Source organism: Pseudomonas crudilactis (assembly GCF_013433315.1).
Lineage (GTDB): Bacteria > Pseudomonadota > Gammaproteobacteria > Pseudomonadales > Pseudomonadaceae > Aquipseudomonas > Aquipseudomonas crudilactis.
This window is the reverse complement of sequence record NZ_WXVV01000037.1, coordinates 36,459-50,032: the sequence shown is the minus strand read 5'-3', so window position 1 is coordinate 50,032 and position 13,574 is coordinate 36,459. Positions and strand designations below refer to the sequence as shown.

Annotated in this window: 18 protein-coding genes; 7 read left to right on the top strand and 11 right to left on the bottom strand. The window is 57.5% G+C overall.

The features are described from left to right. Positions 1–195: 195 nt before the first annotated feature. Positions 196–1,470, bottom strand: a complete 1,275-nt coding sequence (locus GTU76_RS28990; RefSeq protein WP_016983023.1) for a glucarate dehydratase family protein — start codon at positions 1,468–1,470, stop codon at positions 196–198. A gap of 30 nt (positions 1,471–1,500) precedes the next feature. Beyond that, positions 1,501–2,868 carry an MFS transporter gene (locus GTU76_RS28985; RefSeq protein ID WP_180700186.1) on the bottom strand — a complete coding sequence of 456 codons (1,368 nt, stop codon included), beginning with the start codon at positions 2,866–2,868 and terminating at the stop codon, positions 1,501–1,503. A gap of 119 nt (positions 2,869–2,987) precedes the next feature. Between GTU76_RS28985 and GTU76_RS28980 the strand changes: the two genes are divergently transcribed. Continuing rightward, positions 2,988–3,887: a LysR family transcriptional regulator gene (locus GTU76_RS28980; RefSeq protein WP_175554617.1), complete on the top strand. Its 900-nt coding sequence runs from the start codon at positions 2,988–2,990 to the stop codon at positions 3,885–3,887. Positions 3,888–4,026: 139 nt separating this feature from the next. On the opposite strand, the gene GTU76_RS28975 is transcribed toward GTU76_RS28980, so the two are convergent. Further along, the gene (locus GTU76_RS28975; RefSeq protein WP_180700185.1) at positions 4,027–4,632 is read right to left on the bottom strand and encodes a DUF6338 family protein; all 606 of its coding nucleotides are present in this window, start codon (positions 4,630–4,632) and stop codon (positions 4,027–4,029) included. Between the two features lie 200 nt (positions 4,633–4,832). Next, positions 4,833–5,168, bottom strand: coding sequence for a hypothetical protein (locus GTU76_RS28970; RefSeq protein ID WP_016983019.1), 336 nt, complete (start codon positions 5,166–5,168; stop codon positions 4,833–4,835). A 183-nt stretch (positions 5,169–5,351) separates the two neighbouring features. Here GTU76_RS28970 and GTU76_RS28965 point away from each other — a divergent pair, with 183 nt between their 5' ends. Beyond that, positions 5,352–5,591, top strand: coding sequence for a hypothetical protein (locus tag GTU76_RS28965; RefSeq protein WP_016983018.1), 240 nt, complete (start codon positions 5,352–5,354; stop codon positions 5,589–5,591). Positions 5,592–5,658: 67 nt separating this feature from the next. Here GTU76_RS28965 and GTU76_RS28960 read toward each other — a convergent pair whose 3' ends face one another. Next, positions 5,659–5,856 carry a hypothetical protein gene (locus GTU76_RS28960; protein WP_034152400.1) on the bottom strand — a complete coding sequence of 66 codons (198 nt, stop codon included), beginning with the start codon at positions 5,854–5,856 and terminating at the stop codon, positions 5,659–5,661. Between the two features lie 226 nt (positions 5,857–6,082). On the opposite strand from GTU76_RS28960, the gene GTU76_RS28955 reads away from it, so the two are divergent. Beyond that, on the top strand, positions 6,083–6,445 hold the full coding sequence (locus tag GTU76_RS28955; RefSeq protein WP_016971919.1) for an NUDIX hydrolase: 363 nt from the start codon (positions 6,083–6,085) through the stop codon (positions 6,443–6,445). A 4-nt stretch (positions 6,446–6,449) separates the two neighbouring features. Here GTU76_RS28955 and GTU76_RS28950 read toward each other — a convergent pair whose 3' ends face one another. The 3 genes from GTU76_RS28950 to GTU76_RS28940 all read right to left on the bottom strand — a co-directional run bounded on the left by GTU76_RS28950 (position 6,450) and on the right by GTU76_RS28940 (position 8,782). Further along, entirely contained in the window at positions 6,450–6,692 is a 243-nt protein-coding gene (locus tag GTU76_RS28950) for a DUF1652 domain-containing protein (RefSeq protein ID WP_016983016.1), read from the bottom strand. A 111-nt stretch (positions 6,693–6,803) separates the two neighbouring features. Then, positions 6,804–7,703 carry a polysaccharide deacetylase family protein gene (locus GTU76_RS28945; protein WP_180700184.1) on the bottom strand — a complete coding sequence of 300 codons (900 nt, stop codon included), beginning with the start codon at positions 7,701–7,703 and terminating at the stop codon, positions 6,804–6,806. Positions 7,704–7,834: 131 nt separating this feature from the next. Next, complete coding sequence (locus tag GTU76_RS28940) at positions 7,835–8,782, bottom strand: ABC transporter substrate-binding protein (RefSeq protein ID WP_180700183.1); 948 nt, start codon at positions 8,780–8,782, stop codon at positions 7,835–7,837. A 294-nt stretch (positions 8,783–9,076) separates the two neighbouring features. Between GTU76_RS28940 and GTU76_RS28935 the strand changes: the two genes are divergently transcribed. The 4 genes from GTU76_RS28935 (at position 9,077) to GTU76_RS28920 (ending at position 12,273) form a co-directional block, all read left to right on the top strand. Continuing rightward, complete coding sequence (locus tag GTU76_RS28935; RefSeq protein WP_180700182.1) at positions 9,077–10,057, top strand: aliphatic sulfonate ABC transporter substrate-binding protein; 981 nt, start codon at positions 9,077–9,079, stop codon at positions 10,055–10,057. A 61-nt stretch (positions 10,058–10,118) separates the two neighbouring features. After that, complete coding sequence (locus GTU76_RS28930; protein ID WP_016983012.1) at positions 10,119–10,961, top strand: ABC transporter permease; 843 nt, start codon at positions 10,119–10,121, stop codon at positions 10,959–10,961. A gap of 28 nt (positions 10,962–10,989) precedes the next feature. After that, on the top strand, positions 10,990–11,670 hold the full coding sequence (locus tag GTU76_RS28925; protein ID WP_016983011.1) for an SOS response-associated peptidase: 681 nt from the start codon (positions 10,990–10,992) through the stop codon (positions 11,668–11,670). Between the two features lie 330 nt (positions 11,671–12,000). Further along, positions 12,001–12,273 (top strand): hypothetical protein, encoded by a 273-nt coding sequence (locus GTU76_RS28920; protein WP_016983010.1) that lies wholly within the window; start codon positions 12,001–12,003, stop codon positions 12,271–12,273. Between the two features lie 47 nt (positions 12,274–12,320). Here the strand turns inward: GTU76_RS28920 and GTU76_RS28915 are convergent, their stop codons facing one another. Genes GTU76_RS28915 through GTU76_RS28905 form a run of 3 tightly spaced genes read right to left on the bottom strand, consistent with a single transcriptional unit; the run spans position 12,321 to position 13,530 of the window. Next, positions 12,321–12,467: a hypothetical protein gene (locus tag GTU76_RS28915; protein ID WP_174244442.1), complete on the bottom strand. Its 147-nt coding sequence runs from the start codon at positions 12,465–12,467 to the stop codon at positions 12,321–12,323. A 53-nt stretch (positions 12,468–12,520) separates the two neighbouring features. Further along, entirely contained in the window at positions 12,521–12,832 is a 312-nt protein-coding gene (locus GTU76_RS28910; protein WP_175555710.1) for an AzlD domain-containing protein, read from the bottom strand. Further along, complete coding sequence (locus tag GTU76_RS28905; RefSeq protein ID WP_016983007.1) at positions 12,832–13,530, bottom strand: AzlC family ABC transporter permease; 699 nt, start codon at positions 13,528–13,530, stop codon at positions 12,832–12,834. The genes GTU76_RS28910 and GTU76_RS28905 overlap by 1 nt, the downstream gene beginning before the upstream one ends. Positions 13,531–13,574 lie beyond the last annotated feature (44 nt).

Sequence of the window (13,574 nt, the reverse complement as noted above, 5' to 3'; positions counted from 1 at the left end):
AGCTATTACCTGGTGTATCCGCCGCGCAATGAGAATTTGCCGTCACTGAAAGCGTTTCGGGATTGGCTGGTGCATACACTCTGAAGGAATGAGTCGCCCCCTTCGCGAGCAAGCTCGCTCCCACAAAGGATTTGTGAACGCCACAGATCAAATGTGGGAGCGAGCTTGCTCGCGAAGAGGCCAGCGAGCACGACATCAAAATCTCGGCTTGACCGCCCTCCAGTCCGGCTTGTAACGCTGCATCTGCCGCACATCATCGCGCTGACGAATCCCGCACGTCAGGTACTGATCATGCAGCTTGCCCAACTGCTCATGATCCAGTTCAAGGCCAAGCCCCGGCGCCCGGGTGATCTTCACGCAGCCATCGACTATTGGCAGCTTGCCGCCCTTGATCACCTCTTCATCCGGCTCCTGCCAGGGGTAATGCGTATCGCAGGCGTAATCCAGATTCGGCACCGCCGCCGCGACATGCGCCATCGCCATCAGGCTGATACCCAGGTGCGAGTTGGAATGCATCGACACACCAACGCCGAACACATCGCACATTTTCGCCAGCGTCTGCGTGTCGCGCAGGCCGCCCCAGTAATGGTGGTCGGCGAGAACAATCTGCACGCTGTTTTGCGCGATGCTGCGGCGGAATTCGTCGAAATCGGTGACCACCATGTTGGTCGCCAGCGGCAGACCGGTGCGTTTGTGCAGCTCAGCCATGCCGTCGAGACCCGGTGTCGGATCTTCGTAATACTGCAGATCGTCGCCGAGCAATTCAGCCATGCGAATCGAGGTTTCCAATGACCAGTTGCCATTCGGGTCGATGCGCAGCGGATAGCCCGGGAAGGCTTTTTTCAAGGCCTTGATGCATGCCACTTCATGCTCCGGCGGCAACGTGCCGGCCTTGAGTTTGATGCTTTTGAACCCGTACGCCTCGATCATCCGCGCAGCCTGCGCAACGATCTGTTGCTCGCTGAGCGCCTCGCCCCAATTGTCCGGTTTGTACGGCGAATCGACATGCTGCGCGTACTTGAAGAACAGGTAAGCGCTGAACGGCACTTCATCGCGAATCGCGCCGCCGAGCAGGTCCACCAGCGGCACGTTCAGGTAATGCGCCTGCAGATCGAGAAACGCCACTTCGAACGCCGAGTAGGCATTGCTCACCGCTTTACTGGCGTGGGAACCGGGTGCCAGTTCAGCACCGGCGAGACTGGCAGGTTTATTCGCAGCGACGGTGGCCTGCACGATCGCGCGCAACTGGTTGAGGTTGAACGGATCGAGACCGATCAACTGCGCCTGCAACTGCTGCTGAATCGCCAGCGCCGGGGCATCGCCATAGCTTTCGCCGAGGCCGATGTAGCCGTTGTCGCTTTCGATCTCGATGATCGAACGCAGGGCAAAGGGTTCGTGGATGCCGCTGGCGTTGAGCAGCGGCGGATCGCGAAAGGCAATCGGAGTCACAGTTACGCGGGTGATTTTCAAGATAACGCTCCTGACAGATCGACAATCAATTCAATGGCTCGCGGCCGGGCTGGCCGTCGCGACAACGGCGGTCTCGTCATCGGACTTTGCCGGGGTTTTGCCTTTGGCACCCGGCGCCGTGCGGGCGAAGAAGATCACCACCGCCGCGATCAGCGACGTCGCCGCCAGGCCATAAAGACCGCCCTCGATGGAGCCGGTGGTTTCTTCGAGGATGCCGAACGCCGTCGGCGCAACGAAACCGCCGAGGTTGCCGATGGAGTTGATCAAAGCGATCACCGCAGCGGCGATGCGCGCATCCAGATAGCTTTGCGGGATCGGCCAGAACAACGCCGACGCAGCCTTGAAACCGATAGCGGCGAAGCAGATGGCGACGAAGGCGAAGATCGGCCCGCCAGTGGTCGACATGAACATGCCGATCGCTGCTATCACCAGCGTCAAGGCAACCCACGCTTGCTGGAATTTCCACTTGCCGGCCATGGCTGCGAAGCCGTACATGGCAACAATCGAAATGATCCACGGAATCGAATTGAGCAGGCCGACCTGGAAGTCACCGAGATTGCCCATCTTCTTGATCATGCTCGGCAGCCAGAACGTCGCGCCGTAAATGGTCAGGGCAATGGAGAAGTAGATGAAGCAGAACAGCGCAATCTGCCGGTCCGCCAACAGCTTGAACATCGACGGCTTGGCCACCTGCGAGGACTCACGAGCGCGCTGCTCTTCAGCAATCGCCGCCACCAGCGCTTCGCGTTCTTCTTCGCTCAGCCACTTGGCCTGACGCGGGTGCGATTGCAGCCAGAACCAGACAAACCCACAAAGCACCACCGACGCCGCGCCCTCGATCAGGAACATCCACTGCCAGCCGTGCAACCCCAAACCACTGATGTGCAGCAGCGCACCGGACACCGGGCCGGAGATCACCGAGGCAATCGCCGAGCCACTGAGAAACACCGCCATGGTCTTGCCGCGCTCGGAGGCCGGTAGCCATTGGGTGAAGTAGTAAATGATGCCCGGAAAGAACCCCGCCTCGGCCGCGCCGAGAATAAAGCGCAGCACATAGAAACTGGTTTCACCTCGGACGAACGCCATGGCCATGGCGGCGGCGCCCCAAGTGAACATGATCCGTGTCAGCCACGCCCGTGCGCCATAACGCTGCAGAAGCATGTTGGACGGCACTTCGAACAGCGCGTAGCCCACAAAAAACAAACCGGCACCGAGGCCGTAAGCCGCCGCGCCGATGCCCAGATCGGTTTCCATGTGACTGCGCACGAAACCGATGTTGACCCGATCGATGTAGTTGACGATGAACATCACCACGAACAGCGGCAGCACATGGCGCTTGACCTTGGCGGCGGCACGAGCGAGTACCGTGACGTCCAGCGAACTCTGGAGGGTTTTCAAGGGGCGACTCCCGATCTTGTTTTTTTAGGGATGGCGTAAAGCGATGGACCGATCATGGACGGCGACTATTGATCCCGTCTAATCTAACTTGGCATTCGATTGATACCCGGATTAGATCAATGTTCGAACTGACCCAGCTGCGCTGCTTTACTACCGTCGCCACCGAACTCAACTTTCGCCGCGCCGCCGAACGGCTAAATATGACGCAGCCGCCGCTGAGCCGGCAGATTCAGTTGCTCGAGCATCACCTCGGTGTCGAGTTGTTTACCCGCAGCACGCGTAGCGTCGCGCTGACCGCTGCAGGCCGGGCGTTTTTCATCGAAGCACAGAACCTGCTGGAGCGTGCGCAGCAAGCGGCCGTCACCGCCCGGCGGTTTGCCGAGGGCGATATCGGTTCGGTAAACATCAGTTTTGTCGGCAGCGCGGTGTATGAGTTTCTGCCCAAGGTGATTGCCGAGGCACGCCTGAAACAACCGCAGGTGAAAATCGATCTGTCGGAGATGAACACTTACCAGCAGCACGAAGCCCTGCGCGCCCGCCGCATTGATCTGGGCATTGCTCGCGCACCATTACTGGAGCCGGGCTATGCGACTGAATGCCTGGTGCGTGAACCGTTTGTACTGGCAGTGCCGAGCGGTCATCCCTTGGCAACAGCTACTGAAGTGGCGGTCAGTGATCTGGATAAACAACCGTTCCTGATGTATTCCCACGCCGCGTATCCGCCGTTCAACGAACTGCTGACGGGGATGCTGCGCTCGGCCCGGGTTGCGCCGGATTATGTGCAGTGGCTGGGCTCGTCGCTGACGATTCTGGCACTGGTGAATGCGGGCATGGGCCTGGCGCTGGTACCGCGCTGCGCCACCAGTGTGGTGTTCAAGAATGTGGTGTTTCGCGATATCGATCTGGGCGAAGGGGTGCAGAGCGAGCTGCATCTGATCTGGCGGGAGAACAACGACAACCCGGCGTTTGCGATGCTGCTGGAAGCGATTCGCCGGGCGGTTGCTGAGGGTTGGGGCTAAGTGGCTCGCGACGCTGATCAGCGCTTTGGCGGTGGAGGCGCACTCGGCCCTTTAACCAGCGGTTTTGCCAACGGCTTGCCGTCTGGCCCCACGAAGAGACGCGCCACGTGAGGTGGCATGGGATTGGGTGCTTTTGCGCTCATGAAACAACCTCCTCGACAGAATTGAATTCGACCCACTGAACTTTTGAGGAATCTATCACCATTAATTCGGCGCCAAAAGTGAGCACCTCGCCACCATCGCCAAGCCATTGTGGATTCAGCAAGATAAATTGCCCTTCCGAGGGACCGGAGGGCCACTCCAAAGGCCAGCCAAACAATCGCCTCTCGTCATTCAGTTGCAAAGTGACAAGGCGATCCTGTCGCTCAAAGGCGCTGTACCACTCGCTAGGATGGGAGCTTTTGCGTGTCAGGTGTCGCTTGCGTAGCCACACATGCAACATCCCGTTTGAAGTCAGATAACAGAAAAGCCCGGCGAGACATACTGAAACAATAAATGCCCACAATGCCTCTGCCCGAGCATCCCATTTCCCTACAGAAAAGCCTTTCGAACCCACCCACAGACAAATTGCCCCAATCCCCAATACCGCGCCTTGAATCACAAATGTGAAAATCAGCGCCTGCACAATCTGCCCGAACGTATCCGGTCGCTTGAACGCCGTCAGCGAATAAAAAATCCACGCCGACAAAAAACCGGGAATCAGGTACTGCAACAGCGGAATAACTTCTTTGACCAGATCATCCATGATCCGAGGCTCCTTGAAAGACCGGCCGATCTGACTATCGACCGCCCCTCAAAAGCCTAGTGCACACGGAGGAAACCCTTCGTGCGCAACTGTCACCGCTCATTTCGCGAATCAGATCCCACCTTATCAGTCTCCAGGCAGGCAAAAAAAAGCAGAAACCGACGATACGGCTTCTGCTTTTTTTGTCTCTGCAGGCGTCGTTACAGGCAGTCACGCACCGATTGGCGCAACGACCCGGACTTGGCCCACGGCGGCCCCTGATACAACGAAACCCGGCTGCCATCCTTGTACTTGACGATGTCGAGGATCTCGTCCGCCGTGATGATGCTTGGCGCCGTGATGCGGTAGCCGTTGGAAATCGATGTCTGCGAAGTCTTGGCCACATCCTTCTGCCACAACGGTAATAAACACGCAGCATAGTCCTTGGGCGACTTGGCGCTGGTCTTGCTGATATTCGGCTCACCCGGCACCAGCGATGCCGGCAACGAGCAACCCGCCAACAGGGTCAACGCCAGAGTCCCGATCCATATCCGCATGGTGTATTCCTGATTTAAAAAGCTGAATGTAGCGCGTAACCGGGTGCACATCCATCGTGGCACCGCGCCCTTGGCGCAATCTGCACAACTTTTCACAACCGTTCAGCGTACTGACGAACAGGCTTTGCCCATCGACGAAAAATGCGACTACTCTTTTCTACCGAGAATGTTCTGGAGGTGATCATGCGGCTCAATGAATACGAACACGAACTTCAACGCGACCTGCAAAGCGTTGCATCGGACTTGAGATGGTCGGCGGTCGACCTGAAACGTATCGCAGAACAACTGCGCAAATCCGGCAATGAAGCAGATGCGCAAAGCGTGCTGAGATCCTGTGAGGTGCTGCAAAGCGATGAAGAACGGCTGCAACTCTATGCCAAGGAAGTGAAAGCCCGCGCCATCAGCCGAACCAAGGTCCACTGAGACCCACCCGCCTACCTCAAACAAAAGCCCCGACACATGCCGGGGTTCTTTCGTTACAGCCTGCCTGTCAGTGGGTTTTGTGACTTTGCGCGCGCGTCGAGCGTTTTTTGTAGCCAGGCAGTGCGGCGGCATAGGCCAGCGCTTCCTCCCGGCTGCCAAACGACGCCAGCCGATCGCCCTGGGTGCAAACCCGCCATGGGCCATTGTTCACGCTCAGCACGTCATAGCCGTTCATGTGCATCTTGTTCAACATCGGCATGCTCATGGACACCTCCATTTTTTGCTAACGGTCAGATCCAGCTTCACGCTTTTACCTTACACCCTGACCCGCCCGAAATGCCGACCGGATGTCGCCAGCCGCAACAGTCAAGGATCAGGCACTTTTCAAAACAGCGAACGCTCCAAACTCCCATGAACCTTTGCCACAAGGCTCGGCTCAAATATTGCAGTTTTATTTCTATTTTGTGACAAGCAGTAAAAACAGGTAACAGATGAAAGTACGTGCAACCGTTATATGCGAACAGGATCGCCACATTCTCCTGGTACGCAAACCCCACTGCCGCTGGACATTGCCCGGCGGCAAGGTCGAGCACGGGGAAACCCGAGCGGAGGCTGCCGTGCGCGAACTGCAAGAAGAAACCGGCCTGGACGCCGACGATGTGTTGTACTTAATGGAATTACAGAGCGGCAGCACGCGGCATCATGTCTACGAGGCGTCCGTGCTGGACTTCGAGCAAGTGCGTCCACAGAACGAGATCATCGATTGCATCTGGCATCCACTGGACGCAGTGCGCAATCTGAACACCAGCGAAGCGACGTTACGCATCGTTCAAGCGTTTCAACGGCGTTTATGAGGCGTTAGCCAGCGAACGCGCGGCGGCCCGCGCTCATTTCGGTACGCAACTCACCGATGAAGTTGGAAATGTCACGGATCGTGACGAGGTGTTCCGGGGAAACGCCATTGAGTAGCAATTCGACACGCCCGCTGTCTGGCTCATAAACCTTGATTTGCAGCAGGCCCTGCGTACTTGGTATGCAATCGCACTTGAACGCAGGAAAGCCGGATTCGACAATCCGGCAGATATCGTCAATGGCAAGCATGAGTGAACGCCTCACAGGCGATGAGTCGGTCGACCGGTTGAGCATAGATGAGCAATATCTGTCTTGCTCAAGACAAAAATGCCAACCGGATCACAACTTTCATCCACGCCCTCAGTGCGCGTCATGATCCCAGATCCAGTTCCACATCCCCGGCAAATTCACCGCCTCCGAGCTGCTCTCCACGGTGCGCGCCAGTGCGGCTTTCTCCAGCGCGGCGTGATCATCATAGAAAGGCTTGTCCGCCAGCTTCACGCCCGTGGCGGCGGCGCTATCGAGCAGAATCTGCAGGTATTCGCGCGTGTGCCGCGCGGTATAGCGATTCAGATCATGAAACGTCACTACTACCGGAATCACCCCGTCAACGGTCGGAAATTCGCCAAGGGCAATCCGTTCACGAACTTCTGATAATTGTCGCAGCATGTTTGCCCGACGCCTCGGGCTGGCATTGAAGCCCCAGATCTTGCCATCGTTGGCACTTAAATCCGTGAGCAACACATGCAAATCATGCTGTTGATAAGCGGTAAAGGTACGTTTGTCGTAATTCCAGAACGGCGGGCGCAGCAACTTCGGCGGCGCGCCAGTGATGGCAGCGATATCAGCCGTGCCGTTGGTCAGCGATTCTTCGAGTTCTTGCGGATCGAGCAAGCGATGATTGGTGTGCCAGTGGGTGGCCGTGTGAAACGCCAGTATGTGGCCTTCCTCATGCTCACGCCGCATGATGCCGCGGCCGATGTCACTGTTGCCCGCTCGCGGCGCGCGCGTCTGCACAAAGAACACCGCTTTGATATTCGGCATCAGCGGATTGTCCTTGAGACTGTCGAGCACCGTGGCCGACGGATTCCACAAACTCGAAGCGCTGGGGCCGTCGTCGAACGTCAACAGAAAGCGCACCGGTGCCTGGGTTTTCAGGCGCGTTTCGGTTTGCGCGGTCATTTCGATCGGGGCGGCGATACAACCGGTCAGCCCAAGAGCAATCAGCGCGGCACAAAGAAGTTTGAATCCGGATGTCATGTTTTGCCTTGAGCACGGCGGCTGCCGTCATGTGATCGATTGGCAAAACTCCCTCGCCCTTATCCATCCCTGCGCTCGGATATTCGAGCCGAGGTTGGATAAGGTACACAGGGTTTGGTTCCGGCGCTCGCTCAGTGAGCCAATGCTTGTTGAAAAGACGTGTCGATAATCCCGGCGGTGGCCAACGGTGCCGGCAGCGCCTTCACTTTGAACAGGAAATCAGCGGTACTTTGCAGATCCGTCGCAGCCTGCTGATCTACCGGCCCAACCGTCATGTGCGCCTGACGCAACCAGTGGCGCGACACCTGCTGATCGAGATTGGCTTTCTTCGCCCACAGATCGGCGTATTCGTCCGTGTGGCTGTCGACCCACGCCCGAGCCTGTTTCAAACGACCGAGAAAATCCTCAATCGCTGCACGCTTGCTGTCGATCGACGGCGTTGACGCCGCGATTGCACTGAGCCCCGGCATCAGGTTTTTTGCGGTCAGGATCGGCCGCGCACCGGAGAACACGATCTGCTGGGAAATGTACGGCTCCCACACCGGGAAAGCGTCAATGCTGCCCTGTGGCAGGGCTGCGGCGGCATCGATTGGCATCAGTTTGACGAAGTCGACGTAGTTTTCCGGCAGACCGCCCTGCTCAAGTGCACGCAAGGTCAACTGCTGGCTCCAGGCGCCAGGCCAGTAAGCGACCTTTTTGCCTTTCAGATCGGCGATGGTTTTCACCGGCGAATCCTTGGGTACCAACAACGCGATGGTGTCCGGATTCTGCCGCGACACGCCGATCAGCTTCACCGGCGCCTGCTTGGCGGCCAGAAACAGAAAACCGGAATCGCCCAAAAAGCCCAGGTCCAGCGAACCGGTTTGCAACGCTTCCGCCAAAGGTGCGGCGGCCTGGAAGTGCTTCCAGTCGACCGTATAAGGCGCATCTTTCAACACACCGGACGCCTCTACCGAGGCACGGATGTTGTAATAGTTCTGATCACCGACGTGCAGGACCAAAGTCTCGGCTGCGTAGGAAAGTGGCGAAGTAAACAGTGCTGCGCTTAACGCACCGCGTAGGAAACGAGAAAGCTTCATGGCGAGTCCTGCAAAGGGAAATTACATAGACCATAACGCTCTTGTTTCTTGGTTTTTAAATTCGATTAATGCATAAGCTCATCACTGTCGATTTCAACTGTTGGCTTAGCAACAGTGGCAAATCACAGTGTTGCCCAATCAACAGTCGAAACCCACCTTCGTGCCTTGAACCCCTTATAAGCCGGCACTCTCAAGCACATGGCACAGAGCCTGCAATATTCCAATCATGCAGGAAGCATTCGATAAAAATATCTTTTTGGACATAAGAAACCTGTGCCTTTGCCGGAGCGCCCCATGACATCGTTCTTTCCTCGACTAAAAACCCTGCTGGCCGCCAGCGCAGTGGCACTGAGCCTGCAACCACTGGCCCACGCGGCTGAAAACGCACCGGCGGAAGTGCATCTCGACTACGCCTACTACTCGCCGGTCAGTCTGGTGCTCAAGCATTTCGGCTTTCTCGAAAAAGCCTTGCCGCAAACCAAAGTCAGTTGGGTATTGAGTCAGGGCAGCAACCGTTCGCTGGAATACCTCAACAGCGGCGGCGTGGATTTCGCCTCCAGCGCCAGCCTTGCTGCGGTATTGAGCCGGGCAAATGGCAGCCCGATCAAATCGGTCTACGTCTACAGCCGCGCCGAATGGACAGCGCTGGTGGTGCGCAAGGATTCTCCTTACCAGACCGTCGCCGACCTCAAGGGCAAAAAGATCGCCGCCACCAAGGGCACTGATCCGTATCTGTTCACCCTGCGCAGCCTGCAACAGGCCGGGCTGAAAAAAGAAGATGTGGAACTGGTTCACCTGCAACATCCGGACGGCCGCACGGCGCTGGAAAAAGGCGATGTCGACGCCTGGGCCGGACTCGATCCGCACATGGCTGCCAGTCAGGTGCAGGCCGGTTCGCGCCTGCTCTATCGCAACCCGGCGTTCAACAGTTACGGCGTGGTCAGCGTCACCGAGCAGTACGCCAAAGAACATCCGCAAACCATCGACATCGTCATCAAAGCTTACGAACAGGCCCGCGACTGGGCGCTGAAAAATCCCGATGAGTTCGCCGCCCTTCTCGCCAAGGAGTCCGGCTTACCGCTGGATGTAGCCAAGTTGCAACTATCGCGCACTGACCTGAGCAGCCCGCAACTGAGCCAACAGGACATCAGCGCCTCCAAGGCTGCAGCGCCGATTCTGGTCTCCGAGGAACTGGTGCGCCGTGGGGTGAATGTCGATCAAGTCATCGATCAATTGCTCGACAGCGGTGTGCAGCAAGCCGTCGCCCACCAGTAACCGATCAGCCTCACGATAAATCCGCGCCCGTCGCGGATTTGTCGTGAGCGGAGCCAAAACCATGACCACTCGCAGCAAAGACTTGCCCGCGCCACTTGCCGTACCGCACCAGCGTCCTGCGCGTTTAAATCCGACGTGGCAGCGCCGCTGCAAAGGCCTGGCCCTGCCGTTGCTGATCATCGTGGCGCTGGAAATTATCGTCCGCATCGGCTGGCTGCCGTCCTACCAGATGCCGGCGCCGAGCGAAATCGCCCTGACCCTCACCGATCTTGCCGAAGGCGCACTGTGGAAACACATCGGCGCCAGCCTGATGCGCGTGTTGCTGGGGTTTGCCATTGGCGCCAGTCTGGCGCTGGTGTTTGCCGCCTGGGTTGGCTTGAGCCGCGAAGCCGAGGCCTATCTGGAACCGACGTTTGCCGCCCTGCGTTCAATTCCGAGCCTGGCCTGGGTGCCACTGCTGCTGTTGTGGCTGGGCATCGACGAGACGTCGAAAATCGTCCTGATCGCCATCGGCGCGTTCTTTCCGGTGTACGTCAACGTGGTCGCGGCCATTCGCAACATTGATCGCAAACTGGTGGAAGTCGGCCGCATCTATGGCTTCAGCCGCTTGCAACTGGTGCGACGAATATTGCTGCCGGCCGCCCTCCCCGGCCTGTTCACCGGGCTGCGAAGTGGCATGAGCCTGGCGTGGATGTTTCTCGTCGCAGCGGAGTTGATCGCGGCCACCAAGGGTTTGGGCTATCTGCTCAGTGACGGCCGGGAAACCTCGCGGCCGGACATCGTGCTGGCCGCGATCATCGTGCTCGCCTTGCTCGGTAAATTCAGCGACGGCTTGCTGGCCATGCTCGAACGCCGCTGGCTGAGCTGGCGTGACACGTTCACCGGACAGGGCGCCAGCGACTAAGCTGAAATCTGCAACCGGAGATCGGCCCATGTGCGGAAGACTTTCGCAGTACCGTGGCATTCACGACTTCGTCGCGGTGCTGAGCATTCCCGACGCGTTGATCAATCACGTCGGCGCAGCGCCGCTTGATCGCTATAACGCGGCGCCGACCACTGCGCTGGCCGTCCTGCATCAACAAGGGCAGCACCTGCATGCCGACAATCTGCGCTGGGGCTGGCGTCCGCATTGGGCCAAGGATCGCCCGCCACCGATCAATGCCCGGGTCGAGAAAGTCGCCCATGGCCCGTTCTTCCGGGCGATCTGGCGACATCGTTTGATCGTGCCCGTGGACAACTGGTTTGAATGGGTCGATAGCGAGGATAAAACCCGACAACCTTGGCTGATTCGTCGGGCGGACCACGGTGCAGTTTTCTGCGCGGCCATCGGACAATTTCCGACAGCCGAAACGCCGGCTCGGGATGACGACGGTTTCGTGATTGTCACCGCCGATGCCGTCGGCGGCATGCTCGATATCCATGATCGCCGACCAGTAGTGTTCCGCGCAGAGTTGGTGCCTGAGTGGCTGGATCCGGCGACGCCGGTTGAGCGCGCCGAACAAATGCTGCTGTTTGAAGCTGAAGGCAGTGAAGTATTCGAATGGTACAAAGTCGGCAAAGCTGTTGGTAACGTACGCAATCAGGGGGCCAGTTTGATTATTGAGCAGACTTAAACATTTGCCGACTTCACGCGTCTATCAATGTAAAAGCTGCCGAAGGCTGCGATCTTTTGACGCAGCGTTATAAGGAATAAAACTATTGCAAACTTTAGCAACTCATAAAGCGAATCACTGCCGTTACAAACCCTGTTTCATTTTTGAGACGGCGCACATAAAACACACGTTCGAATGAACTAACCGCCTGTCTGACATTTCAACCGTCATACATACATTTAGATGCACTACGGCTAGCATGCGCGCCGCATTTCCATTTGGTATACCAGTTGACCAAAGAGTCAACAAACCAGGAACCCCTAACGTCTACAAGCCTTGCAGAGAAATAAGTTGCGCGACGATTTTGCAATCAAACAGGTCAGCGGCCTGGAGTGTATTTATCTGTCGATGACAGAACGCTTTGAACTCGACTGTTTTATCGGCCACTACATCAAGACCCGAAACCTGCGTGCCGTACCCGATATCGACCATATCCTGCGCACCACTCTTGAAGGGTATCCTGGCCACGCGCCGGTGATGGTCAACGAGCTGAATGCGTGGATTGATCGAACCTTGGGATATCGGGCCACACACCCCGATTTCACGCAGCTGGACGATCTTTGAAACCGTAAAAAAGCCCCGCACTTGCGGGGCTTTTTCGTAGAAGTCACTCAAAATTTGCGGTCAGGATCCGAAAGCTCTCGGCCATCATCGTGCTTCCAGGTCTGTTCCTTGTGCTTTTCACGCTCTATTTCTTCTTGCGTCGGTTCGTCCGTGTCTTCGTCATCCGTGTCTGGATGCTTTTGCTCAGTCGCCATGTGCACCTCCCGTGATCAGTAACCCTTCATCCCTGAAGCGTAGAACAGACAACTCACAGCCACCAGCGCAGCAAAAAGAAGAACGCCATGCTCAACAGCATGCTGAGCAAAGTATTGCGCGTGTAGATGACAAGAGCGATCGCCACCAGCGAACTAAGCAGGTACGGATTATCCCACTGCAGATTCAGTTGTTTGTCGGGCATGAAGACAATCGGCCCGCAGATCGCGGTGAGCATCCCCGGTACCGCAAAACCGAGAAACTGCCGCGCGTTGCTGCTCAGCCGCAAGGGTAAGCGCGGTTCGAGAAACACGTAGCGGTTGAGAAATACCAGAAGCCCCATGCCAAAAATCACCGCCCAAACCATCATGTGCGCTCCCGATACAGCTTGTTGCAGATAAACCCGGCGGTCATTCCTGCCAGTCCGGACAACACCAGTGCCGAGCCCCATTGCCAGTAACTGAACAGCACCGAACAAAACAGTGACACCGCCACACACACCACGGTTGGTACGTTACGCACCACCGGCGTGATCAACGCGATAAACGTGGCGGCAATCGAGAAATCCAGCCCCAGGTGCTCAAGCCCCGGAATGCTGCTGCCGAGGACAATGCCGGCGAGGGTGAACAGATTCCAGGCGATGTAGAACGTCAGGCCAACGCCCAGCGCATACCAGCGGTTAAACTGCTGGCGATCATGTTGACTGGTCAGCGCAAACAACTCATCGGTGAGCAAAAAGCCCAGTCCTATGCGCCAGCGCCCCGGCAGCGGCGAAATCACCGAGCGCATGCTCATGCCATAGAGCAAGTGCTGCGACGTCAGCAGCAGCGTGGTCAGCAGAATCGAGAAAATCCCCGCACCGCCCTTGAGCATGCCGATCGCCACCAATTGCGCCGCACCGGCAAACACGATGCTCGACAAGCCCTGCCCTTGTAGCGGTGTGAGGTTGGCCTCGATCGCCATGGAGCCGGCCAGCAGCCCCCAAGGCGCTGTGGCCAGCGACAACGGCATGATCGCCGCAGCGCCGCGAAGGAACGCACTGCGCGGCATAAGTGAATCAGACATAAACGTTCTTCAACCAGGAAAACGGTTGGAGACTGTGCCAGCCA

What these genes read in the sequence shown, in the direction of transcription:
- GTU76_RS28945 (WP_180700184.1), bottom strand. Translation starts at nt 7,703, where the DNA reads ATGACATCCGGATTCAAACTTCTTTGTGCCGCGCTGATTGCTCTTGGG.
- GTU76_RS28915 (WP_174244442.1), bottom strand. Translation starts at nt 12,467, where the DNA reads ATGGCGACTGAGCAAAAGCATCCAGACACGGATGACGAAGACACGGAC.
- GTU76_RS28950 (WP_016983016.1), bottom strand. Translation starts at nt 6,692, where the DNA reads ATGCTTGCCATTGACGATATCTGCCGGATTGTCGAATCCGGCTTTCCT.
- GTU76_RS28960 (WP_034152400.1), bottom strand. Translation starts at nt 5,856, where the DNA reads ATGAGCATGCCGATGTTGAACAAGATGCACATGAACGGCTATGACGTG.
- GTU76_RS28980 (WP_175554617.1), top strand. Translation starts at nt 2,988, where the DNA reads ATGTTCGAACTGACCCAGCTGCGCTGCTTTACTACCGTCGCCACCGAA.
- GTU76_RS28955 (WP_016971919.1), top strand. Translation starts at nt 6,083, where the DNA reads ATGAAAGTACGTGCAACCGTTATATGCGAACAGGATCGCCACATTCTC.
- GTU76_RS28940 (WP_180700183.1), bottom strand. Translation starts at nt 8,782, where the DNA reads ATGAAGCTTTCTCGTTTCCTACGCGGTGCGTTAAGCGCAGCACTGTTT.
- GTU76_RS28935 (WP_180700182.1), top strand. Translation starts at nt 9,077, where the DNA reads ATGACATCGTTCTTTCCTCGACTAAAAACCCTGCTGGCCGCCAGCGCA.
- GTU76_RS28965 (WP_016983018.1), top strand. Translation starts at nt 5,352, where the DNA reads ATGCGGCTCAATGAATACGAACACGAACTTCAACGCGACCTGCAAAGC.
- GTU76_RS28930 (WP_016983012.1), top strand. Translation starts at nt 10,119, where the DNA reads ATGACCACTCGCAGCAAAGACTTGCCCGCGCCACTTGCCGTACCGCAC.
- GTU76_RS28975 (WP_180700185.1), bottom strand. Translation starts at nt 4,632, where the DNA reads ATGGATGATCTGGTCAAAGAAGTTATTCCGCTGTTGCAGTACCTGATT.
- GTU76_RS28970 (WP_016983019.1), bottom strand. Translation starts at nt 5,168, where the DNA reads ATGCGGATATGGATCGGGACTCTGGCGTTGACCCTGTTGGCGGGTTGC.
- GTU76_RS28925 (WP_016983011.1), top strand. Translation starts at nt 10,990, where the DNA reads ATGTGCGGAAGACTTTCGCAGTACCGTGGCATTCACGACTTCGTCGCG.
- GTU76_RS28910 (WP_175555710.1), bottom strand. Translation starts at nt 12,832, where the DNA reads ATGGTTTGGGCGGTGATTTTTGGCATGGGGCTTCTGGTATTTCTCAAC.
- GTU76_RS28905 (WP_016983007.1), bottom strand. Translation starts at nt 13,530, where the DNA reads ATGTCTGATTCACTTATGCCGCGCAGTGCGTTCCTTCGCGGCGCTGCG.